Here is a 14,996-nt window from a genome sequence, read left to right on the forward strand (position 1 = left end):
TCCAGTTCGATGTATTGAAATAATTCTGTTCATTTGTTGATATATTCTATTTGGAATATCCTTTTAAAATAAAATCATTAGAAGTTAACTATGGCGTCCCAGCTTTTAAAAATCCATCCTTCCGATAATGTAATTGTTGCTTTACGCGATCTGCCGGCAGGCGCGGACGTAGCCTGGGATGGTAACCATTATGCGTTGCAGTATGGTGTTTCGGCTAAACATAAATTTGTTACGGAAGACATCGAAACCGGCGGCGCTATCATTATGTACGGCGTGCTTGTTGGCCGTGCTACCCAGCCGATCAAAAAGGGCGAGCCGATCACGACATTCAATCTGAAACATGATTCGCGCGATTACAGTACTGCAAACCGCCAGCCTTATTCCTACACGCAGCCTGACGTTAGCAAGTGGCAAAATAGGACTTTCAAAGGATATCATCGGGAAGATGGCAGGGTAGGGACTTACAATTACTGGCTGGTACTACCACTGGTATTTTGTGAAAACCGCAATGTGCTGATCATGAAGGATGCTTTCGAGCGTGAGCTAGGTTATGCGCAAACGGATATGTATCGCGAGCAGGTGAAAGAATTTTTGCATTTATACCAGGCCGGGGATATGAGGAAAATCAAAAGCCTGGAAGCATTTATAGAAAGTCCAGTGGCTAGGAAGAAACCAGAGCGGCCATTTGCAAATGTCGACGGTATCAAATTCCTGACCCACGAAGGTGGCTGTGGCGGTACCAGGGCTGATGCGAATACATTATGCGCGCTTTTTGCAGCTTATGCGGTTCATCCTAACGTAGCTGGAATCACGGTTCTGAGCCTGGGTTGCCAGAATTCGGAACTGAAAACTTTGGAAGACGAGATCAAAAAAAGAGATCCGCATTTCAACAAACCTTTCTTTGCATTTGAACACCAGAAAGGGACTGAATATTCATTAATGTCAGGTGCTATCAAGGAAACATTCATGGGTCTAACCAAGATCAATGAGTTTGAACGCAGTGACGCACCATTGTCTAAACTTTCGGTAGGACTTAAATGCGGCGGTTCTGATGGATTTTCAGGCATTTCTGCCAATCCGGTACTCGGGCATTTGTCTGACCTGGTAGTAGGACTTGGTGGACAAACGTTACTGGCTGAATTTCCGGAATTGAATGGTGTGGAGCAAGAGCTTTTGAACCGTTGTGTAACCGAAGAAAAAGCGGCCAAATTTGAAAAACTCATGCGGGATTACGCGGGTAAAGCAGAAGCGGTAGGTTCGGCATTTGCTTTTAATCCTTCTCCGGGAAACATTAAGGATGGTTTGATCACAGACGCAATAAAATCAGCCGGTGCTGCGAAAAAAGGAGGAAATGCATTCATTTCCGATGTTTTGAACTACACAGAAAGAGCGACTGAATCGGGTCTTCAACTGGTTTGCACACCTGGTAATGATGTAGAAGCGACCACTGGGCAAACTGCCGCAGGAGCCAATATTATTCTCTTCACGACCGGTTTGGGAACACCAACAGGTAACCCAATTTGCCCGGTTGCGAAGGTAGCTACCAACACAGCATTAGCAAACAGAATGCCGGATGTCATTGACTTTGACTGCGGAGCAGTAGTTGACGGTACGCAAAGCATAGAACAAAACGCAGAAGCCCTGCTCGAATACGTTATCAAAGTAGCCAGTGGAGACCTCACCAAAGCCCAGCAACTTGGCCAAGACGACTTCATCCCCTGGAAACGAGGCGTATCCCTATAACCCAGGGCTTCAGCCCTGGGGCCAGGCAGGAGCCCTGGGGCCAGGCAGGAGACCTAGGGCCAGGCATGAGCCCTGGGGCCAGGCAGGAGACCTGGGGCCAGGCAGGAGACCCTGGGGCCAGGCAGGAGACCCTGGGGCCAGGCAGGAGACACTGAGGCGAGACCGGAGATGCTGGGGCCAGACCGGAGACCCCTGGTCATGGCCAGAGATGCAGATCCACGCAGCATAGAGATGCGGACAGATCAGCCCCCAAGACGGGTAAACACCGAAAGGAAAGAACTTTTCTTACAATCATATAATACGAAGTACATGTTTGATTTGAGTGGTAAAACAGCATTGGTAACAGGGGGAGCTAGCGGAATCGGGCTGGCGATTTCCAAAACCTTTGCCAAACAAGGCGCTTTTGTACATATTCTTGAACTGAATATTGACCTCGCCAATCAGGTAGCTAATGAAATCATTGCGGAGGGCGGAAAAGCGGCTGCACATGCACTGGACATTTCCAAACAAGCCGATGTGGTTAATGTGGTGAATGCCATTGCATCTGAAAAACCGATCAATATCCTGGTCAACAATGCTGGGATCGCGCACGTTGGAAAGGCAGATACTACCGCTGAAATTGATTTCGACCGGGTCATTAACATCAATGTAAAAGGCGTTTACAACTGTCTGATGGCTACCATTCCTCATTTAAAAGCGAATGGTGGTGGAGTAGTGCTTAATATGGCATCCATTGCAGCGACGGTGGGGATACCCGACCGGTTTGCCTATTCAACAGCCAAAGGGGCAGTTTATTCCATGACATTATCGGTTGCCCGCGATTACCTGGGAGACGGTATCAGGTGTAACAGCATTTCGCCGGCCCGTGTCCATACACCTTTTGTAGATGGTTTTATTTCAAAAAATTATCCGGGAAAAGAGGAGGAAATGTTTGAAAAACTTTCCAAAACACAGCCGATCGGCAGAATGGCCAAGCCCGAAGAAATTGGGGCATTGGCATTATACCTCTGCTCAGACGAAGCGGGCTTCATCACAGGATGTGATTATCTGATTGACGGAGGATTTGAGAAGCTGAATAATTAGAGGATTTAGGCCGTCAGCTATCGGCAGTCGGTTATTTGTTTGCTTGGTGTTTTTATAAAAATTAATATATCTAAAAAAGCTGACGGCCGATCGCCGAAAGCCGAAGTAACCTTAAAAAAATGGCCGAAAGCTGACAGCTGAAAGCCGAAGTCAAAATATGAAACTTTTTCGATTTGGTGCATTTGAACAGGAGAAACCTGGCGTAGAACTTGCAGACGGTACAAAACTGGATGTGTCCGCATTTGGTGAAGACTACAATGAGAAATTTTTTGCTACCGACGGCCTGGCGCGACTGAGCACGTGGCTGGGTACCAACGCGGATAGCTGCCCCAAAGTAGCCGAAGGTTTCAGGTACGGTTCATGCGTGGCTCGTCCGTCCAAAATCGTATGCATTGGAATGAACTACGCGAAGCATGCGTACGAGTCTGGCGCAACGGAATTGCCTAAGGAGCCTATTATTTTCTTCAAATCGACGTCTGCGCTTTGCGGACCTTTTGATCAGGTCATTATTCCGAGAAATTCTGAAAAAACAGACTGGGAAGTGGAATTGGCAGTGGTGATCGGCAAGAAAGCAAGCTATGTGGAAGAAGCAGATGCGCTGGATTATGTAGCGGGCTATGCAGTCCATAACGATTATTCTGAACGCGCATTCCAAATGGAACGCGGAGGACAGTGGGTAAAGGGAAAAAGTAACGATACATTCGCGCCGCTGGGGCCTTACCTGGTTACAGCCGAAGAAGTGGGTGACGCTAATGCGCTGGATTTATGGCTGATTTTGAATGGAAAGAAAATTCAGGATAGTAATACTTCCGACATGATCTTCCACATTCCTTTTTTAGTAAGCTATTTAAGCCAATTCATGACTTTGCTTCCGGGGGATGTCATTACAACTGGAACGCCAGCAGGTGTAGGGTTGGGCATGAAGCCTCAGGTTTACCTTAAACCAGGTGATGTAGTGGAATTGGGAATTGAAAAACTTGGCGTTCAAAAGCAGGAAGCAATTGCCTGGAAGCCATTATAATATGGTTATTGATTCGCATCAGCATTTCTGGATATATGACGAGGAGCGGGATTCGTGGATAACTCCTGATATGCAGGTTATCCGCAAAAACTTTCTTGCTGAGGATCTGAGGCCGATTTTGAAAGCCAATCACGTCGACGGCTGCGTGGCGGTGCAAGCGTCACAATCCGAGTCGGAAACAGATTTTTTGCTGCAACAGGCTGAGGCGAATGGTTTTGTGAAAGGGGTAGTAGGCTGGGTAGATTTGCGTGCTGACGATTTGTATGGTAAGCTGGAAAAGTACTCGCAATTCGAAAAACTAAAGGGTTTCCGGCATGTAGTGCAGGGTGAACCCGACGGATTTCTATTGCAGCCCGAATTTATCAAAGGCGTAGGCCAGCTGGTTGCATTTGGATTTACTTATGATATCCTCATCCATCAGCGTCAGGTCCGGGAGGCGTTCAATTTTGCGGTGAAGCTGCCCAATGTACATTTTGTGCTGGACCACATTGCTAAGCCATTGATCAAAAAAGGAGAAATACAGCCCTGGGCGGACGATATAAGGAGACTCGCAGAATTGCCTAATGTACATTGCAAAGTGTCCGGAATGGTTACCGAGGCGGATTGGCAAAACTGGGAAAAGGAAGATTTCCGGCCTTATCTGGACGTGGTTTTCGAAGCATTTGGTACGGAGAGATTGATGTTTGGTTCCGACTGGCCTGCATGCCTCGTAGCTGCGGAGTATGAAGGTGCGAAAGGAATCTTGACCGATTATCTCAGCATGTTTTCGGATTCTGAAATGAAACAGGTGATGGGTACGAATGCTATCCGTTTTTATAATCTTGATTTATAAGGACTTAATAATATGAAACAGTATTGCCTTGGAGTGGATCTGGTAGACGATCCTGTGATGATAGCAGAATACGAAGATTACCATACAAGGGTACACCCTGATATTCAGAAGAGCATTACCGATGCAGGCATCACCAGGATGGATATTTTCCGGAGCGGTAACCGCCTCTTTATGATCATGGAGACGGAGGATGATTTCAGTTTTGAAAATAAAGCACAAATGGATGCTGCCAATCCGAAAGTTCAGGAGTGGGAGCAGCTGATGTGGAAGTACCAGCAAGCATTCCCCCTGGCCAAGCCGGGGGAGAAGTGGGTGCTGATGGATCAAATATTCGCCCTCAAAGAACAATGAAAGGATTCGTGAACTAGCATTCGATCAGGTTGAGTAGATTAGCTTATTTGGTATTCATTTTTGGTTTTTCATTCGCATTGCTTGCATCACAGCCCCGGCGGGCCGTTGAAATTAAGGTAATGAGTTTCAACATCCGCCATGGCCTGAATATGGCGGACCAGCCTAATCTGATTGAGATATTAAGGATCATTAAAGAACATAAACCGGATCTGATCGCACTGCAGGCGGTTGACAGCCTGGTTGATAAAAACAAGGTCCAGTTCCAGCTAAGGCAGATTGCGGTTCAAACCGGCATGCATTATTTATATGGCGTGGCCGACAAATCGGACAATGGATCGCAGGGAGTGGGGATACTTTCAGCCTGGCCATTTGAAAATGCACAGACTATTGAGCTTCCCAAAACGGCTGGTTCGGATCCCAAAATATTGTTATGTGGCCTGATCAAACCTGCTCGTGGATTGACATTCAGGTTTTGTAATGCCAGACTCGAATATGCTTCTGTGATGGACAGGGCATTGCAGGCGGCCTATATCAATCAAATGCTTGTGAATAGCGTACAGCCAGTGGTGCTGGGTATGGATATGGGTGCCAGGCCCAATGAGCAGCCGTACTTCTCGTTCCGTACCAACTGGCACGATGCAGCTCAAGGATCACAAATGCGGACCTGGAATGAAGGCTTACCGGGCGACCGGCTGGATTATATTTTTGCATTGCTTAATAATAAGGTACGCGTCAAAAATTACAAAGTGGTAAGGAATTACCCGACCGTTTCTGACCATTATCCCATACTTGCCACCATTGAATTTTGGTAAACCAATGAATTACTCAAATTTGAAAATCGGATTATTTATTCCCTGTTATGTCGATCAGTTTTATCCGCAGGTTGGGATAGCGACATTGGAATTGCTTGAAAAGCTGGGATGTACCGTCACTTTTCCGCTGAACCAGACTTGCTGCGGCCAGCCGATGGCTAATTCGGGATTTGAGCACCTGACGAAGGACTGCGACAGGCTGTTTTACGATCAGTTTGCTGACTGCGACTACGTGGTTTCCCCCTCCGGCAGCTGCGTGCTGCATATTAAGGAGCATTTGAAAGTTGAAAATAAGGTCGACGAATCCAAAGTACTGAGAAAAAGGGTTTACGAGCTGGTGGAATTTATCACCGATATATTGAAAATTGACTCCATTCAGGCTGAGTTTCCTTACCGGGTAGGGTTACATCAGGGATGTCACGGGCAGCGTGGGCTTTATCTTTCGCAAATGTCGGAGCTGAATGCGGAGCCATTTTCCAAACCGGTGACACTTCTGAAAAAAGTAAAAGGACTCGAATTGATTGATTTGGACCGCACGGATGAATGTTGCGGATTCGGCGGGACGTTTTGTGTAAGTGAAGAGGCGGTTTCCGTCAAAATGGGCAAAGATCGGGTGTCGGATCACATCCGTCACAATGCTGAATACATTACTGGTTCAGATATGAGCTGTCTGATGCATTTGGGAGGGATTCTGAAAAGGGGTAATTCCAATGTGCAGATCAAACACATTGCAGAAATATTGAACAGCGCTGTTAAAAAACAAATACCGGAGCCCATTATGTGAGCACCGGTATTTTACAAAGTTTACGGAAGTCAGAATCTGAGAAGAGCCCGTCGTTAGTTGATTGAAGAAACAACGCGGCTGGTTGTAGTCAAAATGTCAAACGATTGTGCAGCCTTCTCTTTACCGTCCGTGATTTCGAAGGTATAAGTACCATCCATCAAGGTCGATAAGTCGAAATACTTCAAATAGTTTGCATCTACACGTCTGTTTTCAGAAAACAAGACATTGTGGTCAGTATCCAGGATACGAACTACAACTGTTTTTGAAATTGGATTTTTATATGAAACGCGGAATTGCATAGGTTTAACTTGCAGAATGTTCAGCTTGGTAGAAGCTGTTTCGGTTTTATCTGAAGTAGCGATGTTGTCCTGAGCATTTGAATTAAATGCGGATCCTGATAGAAGCAAGCCAGTCAAGGCTGCGATAATAAGAGTGTTTTTGGTTTTCATAGGAGTTAAAATTTAATTGTGTCTAAAAAAAGTTAAAATAAACTTGTTTCAGACTCCGATGCCCCGATCGAAAAACTTTGTAATTCAAAATTATAAGATATTGCATTACAATAAAATAGCTTTTTAAAGGATTTTAAAAAGTTGTTTATTAAACAAATTGCAAACTTGGAATAGTACTACGAATGTGAAAAGTACAATTCTTATTCTTTATAAAATACTATTATCAAATTGTTAAGATAACTATGTCTAAGGCAATTATTGAGCATTCAGTTGCTTCGGAAACATTCAATAAGGACGAACCATACGTTAACTGGCATGATGAAACCCTATGGTTTGTGCGCCAGAAAAGGGATAAATCTTCCAAATTGTTGCCGGAATGGGAGCATTTGAGGGAGGCGGCGTCCGGGATCAAGAACTATGTTTTGTCTCATATGGACGAGCTGCTGACCGCTTTTGAAGAAAATGCGAAGCAAAATGGTGTTCATGTGCATTGGGCAGCCGACGCAGCGGAACATAACGAGATCGTGCTTGGACTTTTGAAGCAGCACAACATTGACAAGATGGTCAAAAGCAAGTCCATGCTGACCGAGGAATGTCACATGAATGAGTTTTTGTCCAGAAACGGTATTGATGTGATCGATACTGACCTGGGAGAAAGGATTGTGCAGCTGAGAAATGAGCCGCCAAGCCACATTGTGCTTCCGGCGATCCATTTAAAGAAGAAAGACATTGGTGACCTTTTCCATGAACACCTGGGGACCGAGGCCGGCGCCACTGACCCGCAATATCTGACTGAGGCGGCAAGACAACATTTAAGAGACAAATTTCTGACAAGAAGGGCGGCATTGACCGGTGTCAATTTCGCGATCGCTGAAACCGGCGGCTTTGTGGTTTCCACCAATGAAGGTAATGCGGACATGGGCGCGCATTTGGCTGACATTCACATTGCCTGCATGGGTTTTGAGAAAATAATCCCAAAACAGGAGCACCTGGGTGTTTTCCTTAGATTGCTCGCACGAAGCGCCACCGGCCAGCCGATTACTACATACAGCAGTCATTTCAAAAAGCCACGCGAAGGTCAGGAAATGCACATTATCATTGTCGATAATGGCAGAAGCACGCAGCTTGGGCGGGCCGATTTCCGGAATTCATTGAAATGTATCCGTTGTGGCGCCTGTATGAACACTTGCCCGGTTTACAGGAGAAGCGGTGGGCACAGTTATCATAATGCTGTCGCCGGTCCGATCGGTTCTATCCTCGCACCTAACCTGGATATGACCAAGAATGCTGACCTGCCTTTTGCAAGTACATTGTGCGGCAGCTGTTCCAATGTATGTCCAGTGAAGATTGACATTCACGACCAGCTGTATAAATGGAGGCAGGTGCTTGTCAAAGGCGGACACGTACCGCAGGCGAAAGAAATAGGGATCAAGGCAATGTCGATCGTATTGTCTCAGCCGCGGTTTTATCAATGGTCGGGCAGGCTTGGACGCTCTGTGATGCGCACGATACCTTTTATGGTTAATAATAGTATGAACCCGTGGTACAAGCAGCGGGAAATGCCTGAGCCGCCAAAGGAAAGTTTCAGAGATTGGTATGTTCGTAACAGAAAAGAATAGCTAATGACTTCCAGGGAAAAAATATTGCAGCAGATCAAACTGAATAAGCCTTCTGAAATGGCTTTGCCATCGAATTTTCGGTTTGACAGCAACTTTGAAAATACAGAAAGCAAGTTCATCGAAACGCTGACAGCCATTTACACAGAAGTAATAGTGGTTAAAAATAAAGAAGCGTTGCTGGCTAAGGCCGCAGAGCTTTATGGGGCGGTTGTCAATCGTGCTACTACCATTCCCGAGCTGGGCGGCTGGGCTGATTTCAGTCTTAATGTTTCCGACCCGCATGAGCTGGAAATGATCGAAATTGCTATTTTGCAAGCAGAATTCGGTGTGGCCGAGAATGGTGCGGTCTGGATTTCGGATAAATATTTGTCCCACCGGGTTTTACCATTTATTACGCAGAACCTCGCTTTTGTAATACCGAGAAAAGCATTGGTCAACAATATGCATGATGCTTATGAACGTCTGTTGGACACTACCGGTTGGGGATGTTTTATAGCCGGGCCGTCCAAAACCGCCGATATCGAGCAGTCACTGGTGATTGGTGCGCATGGTGCCAGAAGTATGGTAATCTTTTTGATAGAAGAGGAAGAATAGCAAAAGAATGGATCGAACGGTAACACTCAGGCCATTTGAACGAGAGGTAGCAGAACGACTGTCAATGCTCGCTAATAATGAAAATGTTGTTGCCCAGGTCCGCGATAACTTTCCGTATCCTTATACACTTTCCGACGCCCATTACTGGATCGATTTCTGCAACAGCAGGAGGAACGATGAAAGCTTCCACCGGGCCGTTTTTTATGGTGACGAATTTGTCGGAGGCATAGGCGTGCTACGACAGGAGGACATTCACCGGTACAATGCAGAAATAGGATATTGGCTCGGAGAACCTTACTGGGGACTGAATATTATGACTTCGGCGTTGCAACAAATGACGTCCTGGGTCTTTGAAAATACCAGTATCCATCGTCTTTTTGCCGGGGTATTTGAAACAAACCTCGCATCGATGCGGGTTTTGGAAAAAGCAGGGTACCATTTGGAAGCGATTCACCGCAAAGCCATTACCAAAAATGGCCAAATGCTTGACGAACATTTGTTTGTAATACTCCGCGACAATAATTCCTTCCCGCGGCTTTAAAAACCCTCCCTGAATAGCCTTCCGCGCTTATTCTTTTTTATTTTTGCAATGTTCTCTTTTACTATTTTCTCAGGAATGTAGGATGTACTTTTACAACCTGTCGAAAAACCACGTCTTACTTATATGCCCAAAATAATCGTTGCAATTGATGGCTATTCCAGCTGTGGCAAAAGCACTACTGCAAAACTCGTTGCCAGGCAACTCAATTACCCCTATATCGATACCGGAGCCATGTACCGGGCTGTAACACTGTACTTTGTACAAAATCACATCGGGCTTACAAATCCAAAAGAAATAGAATTGGCACTGAGTAACATTCAGATCTCCTTCCGCAGGCATGCAGAGCTTGGCCGGAATGATACTTACCTCAATGGGTTGAATGTTGAGGACGAGATCCGTAAAATGTATGTATCCGAAAAGGTAAGCGACGTGAGCGCTATTGCCGAGGTAAGGCACGCCATGGTAGCCCAGCAACAGCGCATGGGTAAAAGCAAGGGAATCGTCATGGACGGTCGTGACATTGGTACCGTCGTATTCCCGCAAGCGGAACTGAAAATATTTATGACGGCCGACCCGTTGATCAGGGCGCAAAGACGGCAGCTGGAACTAATGGAAAAGGGCGAATTAGTAGGACTGGAAGAAATTTCAGAAAACCTCAGAATGCGGGACCACATTGATACCCACCGCGCCGAAAGTCCGCTAAGACAAGCCGAGGATGCGATCTACGTTGATAATTCAATGATGACACTTGATGAGCAGGTGGAGCTCGTAGTGAGGCTTGCCGACGAGCAGATCGGTTTATCGCTTCGCCGCAAACACCAATAATACCTGCATGGCTACGATAGATTACGATTACCTCATTGTAGGTCAAGGTCTTGCGGGTACCTCGCTGGCCTGGCATTTAAAGGAACTTGGGAAAAAAATATTGATTGTAGGGGATTCATCCCTGCCGTCGTCCTCCAAAGTAGCAGCCGGAATATTTAACCCATTGACTGGAAAAAAACTGGTCAAAACCTGGCTGGCGGACGATCTTTTCCCTTATGCCAATGCATTTTACACGAATATAGGAGGGGAACTGGATTGTGAAGTGCTTCATTCCGCCTCCATTTATCGTCCATTCAGATCTATCGAAGAGCAGAATACGTATCTGGCTCAGACGGCTGACCCCGGGATCTCACCCTACATTTCACAGGCAACGAATGGTGCTGACCTCACTGACTACATTCATGCTGAGTTCGGCGGGCTGGAAGTGATCCGGTCGGGGTGGGTGGATTTGCCATTGTTACTGACTAAGGCGAGGGACTATTTTATCAGGAATGGTCAGTATACGGAAGCGCACTTCGATTTGGAAGATCTGCACATTGAAAATGATTCGGTAACCTGGAAAAATATAACCTTCGGAAAAGTCGTTTTTTGTCAGGGTTTTATGGCTTTGCAGAATGACTTTTTCAACTGGCTTCCATTTGCTCCGGTCAAAGGACAGATTCTTGAAATTGCCACAGAAAGCGCTGTAAAGCCGTATATTGTTAATCAGGGGATTTTTATTCTTCCCGTTTCGGAGCATACGTGCAGGGTAGGGGCCACCTATTCGTGGGACCCGCTGGACTGGGAGCCTACGCAGCAGGCGACCGAAGAGTTGGAAAGCAAGTTGAAAGCATTGATCAGGATACCATATAGCATTTGTTCGGCTACGGCCGGTATCAGGCCGTCTGTGAAGGATCGACGACCGCTCATTGGGGTGCATCCCGAACATAGTAATGTTATTCTTTTCAATGGGTTAGGGACGAAAGGTGTAACGTTGGCACCATTTTTTGCGAATCAGCTTGTTCAGCATCTTGAAAACGGCAAAGAATTGAATCCGTTAGTTAATATTAAAAGGTATTTTTCGTTATATTTCCGTTGAAGTCAGCCCTAGTACTATGAGCATAAGATATATATACAAATTAACCTTTTCGGTCGGCCTTATCGCAGTTTTAGGATTATTTGCCGAATCACTAGCACAACGCTATCCTTCTCAGGAGACTTTTGGAAAAAACAGGGTGCAATACAAAACTTTCAACTGGAAGATTTTTAGGACCACCAACTTCGAAATATACCATTATCAGGGTGGCACGGCGCTTGCCAAACTAACTGCCCAATACGCTGAAAGCGAGTTTGATAAAATAACCGATGTGCTCGGCTGGACACCTTACAGCCGCGTGAAAATCTTTCTGTACAACTCGCCGGCTGAGCTCGAACAAAGTAACATGGGACTGTCCACGCTGGACAATCTCAATGAGCAAAAGCTGGATCTTTCCCAGTCACGCGTGGAGGTTGCTTACACAGGAGACCAGATCGGATTTCGTAAAAAACTGGTAAAAGACATCAGTCTCTTGTTCGTTTACGACATGCTTTATGGAGGCAATATGAAGGAGGCATTACAAAGTTCGTTGCTTCTGACGCTTCCTGAATGGTTTATGTCAGGTACTGCGGCCTATATCGCCGAGGGCTGGTCGCCAGAGCTGAATGATTATATGCGTGATTTTTTCAAAAACCGTAATGTCAGAAAACCAACATTGATGACCGGTAATGACGCGACATTGATCGGGCATTCAATCTGGAATTACATTGCCGAGCGGTACGGAAAAGACAAAATATCCGACATTCTCAACCTGACCCGCATTATCCGCACCGAGCAGACCAGCATCACAAGTACATTGGGTATCCAATCCTATAACAAATTCCTGCGAGACTGGCGGGCTTATTATCTCAATCAGAACAAAAACGCAGAGCAATTTTATACCGATCCTAGTCCGACATGGAAGTACAAGCTGAATGAATTCAGTGTTTCCGATGCCAGCGCGGTTATTAAGGTGTCTCCTGACAAGAAATTTACGGCCGTAAGTGAAATTAAAAATGGCAGGTACAAAGTGTATCTGTTCGATAGCGAAACCGGTTCCAAGAAAATAGTGCGTCAGGGAAAACTGGACTTTATTGGCGGAAGGGCAAAAACGCAGCCACCGCTTTTAGGCTGGTCGAGAAACAATACATTGTCGATCCTTGCTTCGGAAAACGATCGCAAGAATTTTTATATGTATGAAAACCTTGGTACCAAAAAGGTTAAGGTTAAGCTGAAACGTAACATTCGCGGTCTGGATCAGATTGTGGATATGGATGTGTCGCACGACGGTACCATGCTGGCGGTCAGTGCCGATAAGGGGGGACAAAATGATTTATTCCTGATCAGCGTCGCAAGAGCTTCGGCATTACCGTTGACCAATGACCTCTACGACGATCTTTCACCCCGCTTTGTACAGGGTTCTTCGAGAAGAGTGGTTTTTACTTCTAATCGGCCGCTTGATTCGCTGGGAACAGGAGATAAGGGAAATTACAAATCCATATCGTCTGCATTTACCATATTTGAGCATGACGGTACGCCAAAGTCCGATAATCTGATCAAACTGGTACAGGCAGAGGGGAAATCGAAGATTTTGCCGATCTATGCAGATGAAAGCGACGTGGTTTACCTTTCCAACGAAAAAGGCGTAAGTAATTTGTTTAAATACAACCGCGCCTCGACCAGCAGCTCACAGCTGACCAACTACATTCAGAATATCAGAAACGCAGACATTACCATCAAATCGGGTGGGGCCCTTGCTTACACTTATTTGAATGACGGCTATTACACTGCTGCATTCAAAAACGGTTTTGATATCAATGCAACAGTCAATACCCCTTCGCTGAATGCAGCAGGTAGTAGTGCTGGCGGTGATGTTAAAGCGCAGGCCGTCAAAGCTGATTCGGCTGCAAAAGCTGCCCAGGTCGCGGACACGCAGAAACTGGCATTGAAAGACGGTGAAGTAGACACGGATAATTATGAGTTTGACGAGGACGTTCTGAAAGCTTTCGAATCACGCCGAAACAGAGGTAGTTTCCCTACAACTCCAAGTTCGCTTTCCAGGTCCAAAACAACTCGTGAAAATATTGCTGTCAAAGGTCCGTATCCTTACAAGGGATTGTTTATCACCAATGATGCGAATTCAGACTGGCGCATTGACCCGATCCGGGGATTTGGTTTTGCGCAATCCATTTCAATGAACGATCTTTTAGAAAACCATGTGATCAAGGCTGGCCTATTCATCTCGTCCAATTTCAGAAACAGCGATCTTTTTGCAGAATATAATAACAACACCTACCGCATTGATTTCGGGGTTCGTGTCGATAGAAAGAGCCTCTACGTGGACACAGAAGGGGCGCCTCAGAAATACAGGTTCAACCAGCTGATCTTTACGGCATCCTATCCTTTCTCGACTACCAGCAGGTTTTCAGTGTCTCCGATGTTCACCTCGACCCGTATGATCGATGTATATATCTTGCCAAATCCTGATCTGGCTTCGAGCTATGGCGGTTTGCGTACGGAATATGTGTTTGATAATACACGTGTGAATGGTATGAATATGATGGAGGGTACCCGCGTGAAACTGCGCTATGACATGCATCAGGGGCTGTCAAATGGTAACGAAAGCTTTAACCGTGTTAGTCTTGATTTTCGTCATTATCAAAAAATACACCGTGACCTGATCCTGGCGATTCGTGCGTCGGCAAGTCATTCCGGCGGTAAGGCACCTAAGCAAAACATTTTGGGTGGCATGGAGAACTGGCTCGGCAACCGGAAAGAAACCAGAACAGGCGACAATCCATTGAATTTCCAGAAAGACAACCGCGATATTTTCTTTGCCGATTTCGCGACCAATCTAAGAGGTTTCAATCTGAACCGCCTTTCAGGAACAAGCTATATGTTGCTGAATGCAGAGCTACGCATTCCTTTGGTAAAATACCTCTACCGTGGGGCTATCACTTCCAGCTTCCTGCGTAATTTCCAAATCGTTGGGTTTGGGGACATTGGTACAGCCTGGACAGGAAAAGGGCCGTTTAGCGAAAATAACAGTTTGAATACCCAGATCATTGGTAGTGAGGATGATCCCTTCCGTGCAACCGTTACCAACTTTAAAAACCCCTATTTAATGGGTTACGGAGCAGGTGTAAGAACAACATTGTTTGGGTTCTATGCCAAATTTGATTATGCCTGGGGAGTTGACAATGGATATACCAACAAACCAATTCCTTATGTAACACTAGGTTACGATTTTTGAGAAAAACGATCAGTATAAAAACGAAAAATACGGTT

Annotated in this window: 15 protein-coding genes; 14 read left to right on the forward strand and 1 reads right to left on the reverse strand. The window is 45.8% G+C overall.

Annotated features, from left to right (window positions below; all coding sequences use genetic code 11):
• Positions 1 to 90: 90 nt before the first annotated feature.
• The 8 genes from ON006_RS02540 (at position 91) to ON006_RS02575 (ending at position 6,626) form a co-directional block, all read left to right on the forward strand.
• Positions 91 to 1,743 carry a UxaA family hydrolase gene (locus ON006_RS02540; RefSeq protein ID WP_244823542.1) on the forward strand — a complete coding sequence of 551 codons (1,653 nt, stop codon included), beginning with the start codon at positions 91 to 93 and terminating at the stop codon, positions 1,741 to 1,743.
• A complete protein-coding gene (locus ON006_RS02545) occupies positions 1,697 to 1,972 on the forward strand; it encodes a hypothetical protein (protein ID WP_244823543.1) in 276 nt (91 codons plus the stop codon). The genes ON006_RS02540 and ON006_RS02545 overlap by 47 nt, the downstream gene beginning before the upstream one ends.
• Before the next feature lie 80 nt (positions 1,973 to 2,052).
• On the forward strand, positions 2,053 to 2,826 hold the full coding sequence (locus tag ON006_RS02550; protein ID WP_244823544.1) for an SDR family NAD(P)-dependent oxidoreductase: 774 nt from the start codon (positions 2,053 to 2,055) through the stop codon (positions 2,824 to 2,826).
• A gap of 157 nt (positions 2,827 to 2,983) precedes the next feature.
• Positions 2,984 to 3,847 carry a fumarylacetoacetate hydrolase family protein gene (locus ON006_RS02555; RefSeq protein WP_244823545.1) on the forward strand — a complete coding sequence of 288 codons (864 nt, stop codon included), beginning with the start codon at positions 2,984 to 2,986 and terminating at the stop codon, positions 3,845 to 3,847.
• Position 3,848: 1 nt separating this feature from the next.
• Positions 3,849 to 4,679 carry an amidohydrolase family protein gene (locus tag ON006_RS02560; protein WP_244823546.1) on the forward strand — a complete coding sequence of 277 codons (831 nt, stop codon included), beginning with the start codon at positions 3,849 to 3,851 and terminating at the stop codon, positions 4,677 to 4,679.
• Between the two features lie 12 nt (positions 4,680 to 4,691).
• Complete coding sequence (locus ON006_RS02565) at positions 4,692 to 5,030, forward strand: L-rhamnose mutarotase (protein ID WP_244823547.1); 339 nt, start codon at positions 4,692 to 4,694, stop codon at positions 5,028 to 5,030.
• Positions 5,031 to 5,149: 119 nt separating this feature from the next.
• On the forward strand, positions 5,150 to 5,842 hold the full coding sequence (locus ON006_RS02570; RefSeq protein ID WP_244823548.1) for an endonuclease/exonuclease/phosphatase family protein: 693 nt from the start codon (positions 5,150 to 5,152) through the stop codon (positions 5,840 to 5,842).
• A 4-nt stretch (positions 5,843 to 5,846) separates the two neighbouring features.
• Positions 5,847 to 6,626: a (Fe-S)-binding protein gene (locus ON006_RS02575; RefSeq protein ID WP_244823549.1), complete on the forward strand. Its 780-nt coding sequence runs from the start codon at positions 5,847 to 5,849 to the stop codon at positions 6,624 to 6,626.
• A 53-nt stretch (positions 6,627 to 6,679) separates the two neighbouring features.
• On the opposite strand, the gene ON006_RS02580 is transcribed toward ON006_RS02575, so the two are convergent.
• Entirely contained in the window at positions 6,680 to 7,075 is a 396-nt protein-coding gene (locus ON006_RS02580) for a hypothetical protein (protein WP_244823550.1), read from the reverse strand.
• A 242-nt stretch (positions 7,076 to 7,317) separates the two neighbouring features.
• On the opposite strand from ON006_RS02580, the gene ON006_RS02585 reads away from it, so the two are divergent.
• The 6 genes from ON006_RS02585 (at position 7,318) to ON006_RS02610 (ending at position 14,961) form a co-directional block, all read left to right on the forward strand.
• Entirely contained in the window at positions 7,318 to 8,694 is a 1,377-nt protein-coding gene (locus ON006_RS02585; RefSeq protein WP_244823551.1) for a lactate utilization protein B, read from the forward strand.
• Between the two features lie 3 nt (positions 8,695 to 8,697).
• Complete coding sequence (locus ON006_RS02590; protein WP_244823552.1) at positions 8,698 to 9,288, forward strand: LutC/YkgG family protein; 591 nt, start codon at positions 8,698 to 8,700, stop codon at positions 9,286 to 9,288.
• 7 nt (positions 9,289 to 9,295) lie between these two features.
• Entirely contained in the window at positions 9,296 to 9,829 is a 534-nt protein-coding gene (locus tag ON006_RS02595) for a GNAT family N-acetyltransferase (RefSeq protein WP_244823553.1), read from the forward strand.
• A 123-nt stretch (positions 9,830 to 9,952) separates the two neighbouring features.
• On the forward strand, positions 9,953 to 10,654 hold the full coding sequence (gene cmk, locus ON006_RS02600) for a (d)CMP kinase (protein ID WP_244823554.1): 702 nt from the start codon (positions 9,953 to 9,955) through the stop codon (positions 10,652 to 10,654).
• Positions 10,655 to 10,661: 7 nt separating this feature from the next.
• Positions 10,662 to 11,732: an NAD(P)/FAD-dependent oxidoreductase gene (locus ON006_RS02605; protein WP_244823555.1), complete on the forward strand. Its 1,071-nt coding sequence runs from the start codon at positions 10,662 to 10,664 to the stop codon at positions 11,730 to 11,732.
• Between the two features lie 16 nt (positions 11,733 to 11,748).
• Positions 11,749 to 14,961 carry a hypothetical protein gene (locus ON006_RS02610; protein WP_244823556.1) on the forward strand — a complete coding sequence of 1,071 codons (3,213 nt, stop codon included), beginning with the start codon at positions 11,749 to 11,751 and terminating at the stop codon, positions 14,959 to 14,961.
• Positions 14,962 to 14,996 lie beyond the last annotated feature (35 nt).

The organism is Dyadobacter pollutisoli, from assembly GCF_026625565.1.
Classification (GTDB): Bacteria; Bacteroidota; Bacteroidia; order Cytophagales; family Spirosomataceae; genus Dyadobacter; species Dyadobacter pollutisoli.

Excerpts from the sequence above, each read along its gene's own strand:
- ON006_RS02610 (WP_244823556.1), top strand. The coding sequence starts at position 11,749 with ATGAGCATAAGATATATATACAAATTAACCTTTTCGGTCGGCCTTATC.
- ON006_RS02585 (WP_244823551.1), top strand. The coding sequence starts at position 7,318 with ATGTCTAAGGCAATTATTGAGCATTCAGTTGCTTCGGAAACATTCAAT.
- ON006_RS02575 (WP_244823549.1), top strand. The coding sequence starts at position 5,847 with ATGAATTACTCAAATTTGAAAATCGGATTATTTATTCCCTGTTATGTC.
- ON006_RS02605 (WP_244823555.1), top strand. The coding sequence starts at position 10,662 with ATGGCTACGATAGATTACGATTACCTCATTGTAGGTCAAGGTCTTGCG.
- ON006_RS02550 (WP_244823544.1), top strand. The coding sequence starts at position 2,053 with ATGTTTGATTTGAGTGGTAAAACAGCATTGGTAACAGGGGGAGCTAGC.
- ON006_RS02540 (WP_244823542.1), top strand. The coding sequence starts at position 91 with ATGGCGTCCCAGCTTTTAAAAATCCATCCTTCCGATAATGTAATTGTT.
- ON006_RS02590 (WP_244823552.1), top strand. The coding sequence starts at position 8,698 with ATGACTTCCAGGGAAAAAATATTGCAGCAGATCAAACTGAATAAGCCT.
- ON006_RS02555 (WP_244823545.1), top strand. The coding sequence starts at position 2,984 with ATGAAACTTTTTCGATTTGGTGCATTTGAACAGGAGAAACCTGGCGTA.
- ON006_RS02560 (WP_244823546.1), top strand. The coding sequence starts at position 3,849 with ATGGTTATTGATTCGCATCAGCATTTCTGGATATATGACGAGGAGCGG.
- ON006_RS02570 (WP_244823548.1), top strand. The coding sequence starts at position 5,150 with ATGAGTTTCAACATCCGCCATGGCCTGAATATGGCGGACCAGCCTAAT.
- ON006_RS02580 (WP_244823550.1), bottom strand. The coding sequence starts at position 7,075 with ATGAAAACCAAAAACACTCTTATTATCGCAGCCTTGACTGGCTTGCTT.
- cmk (WP_244823554.1), top strand. The coding sequence starts at position 9,953 with ATGCCCAAAATAATCGTTGCAATTGATGGCTATTCCAGCTGTGGCAAA.
- ON006_RS02565 (WP_244823547.1), top strand. The coding sequence starts at position 4,692 with ATGAAACAGTATTGCCTTGGAGTGGATCTGGTAGACGATCCTGTGATG.
- ON006_RS02595 (WP_244823553.1), top strand. The coding sequence starts at position 9,296 with ATGGATCGAACGGTAACACTCAGGCCATTTGAACGAGAGGTAGCAGAA.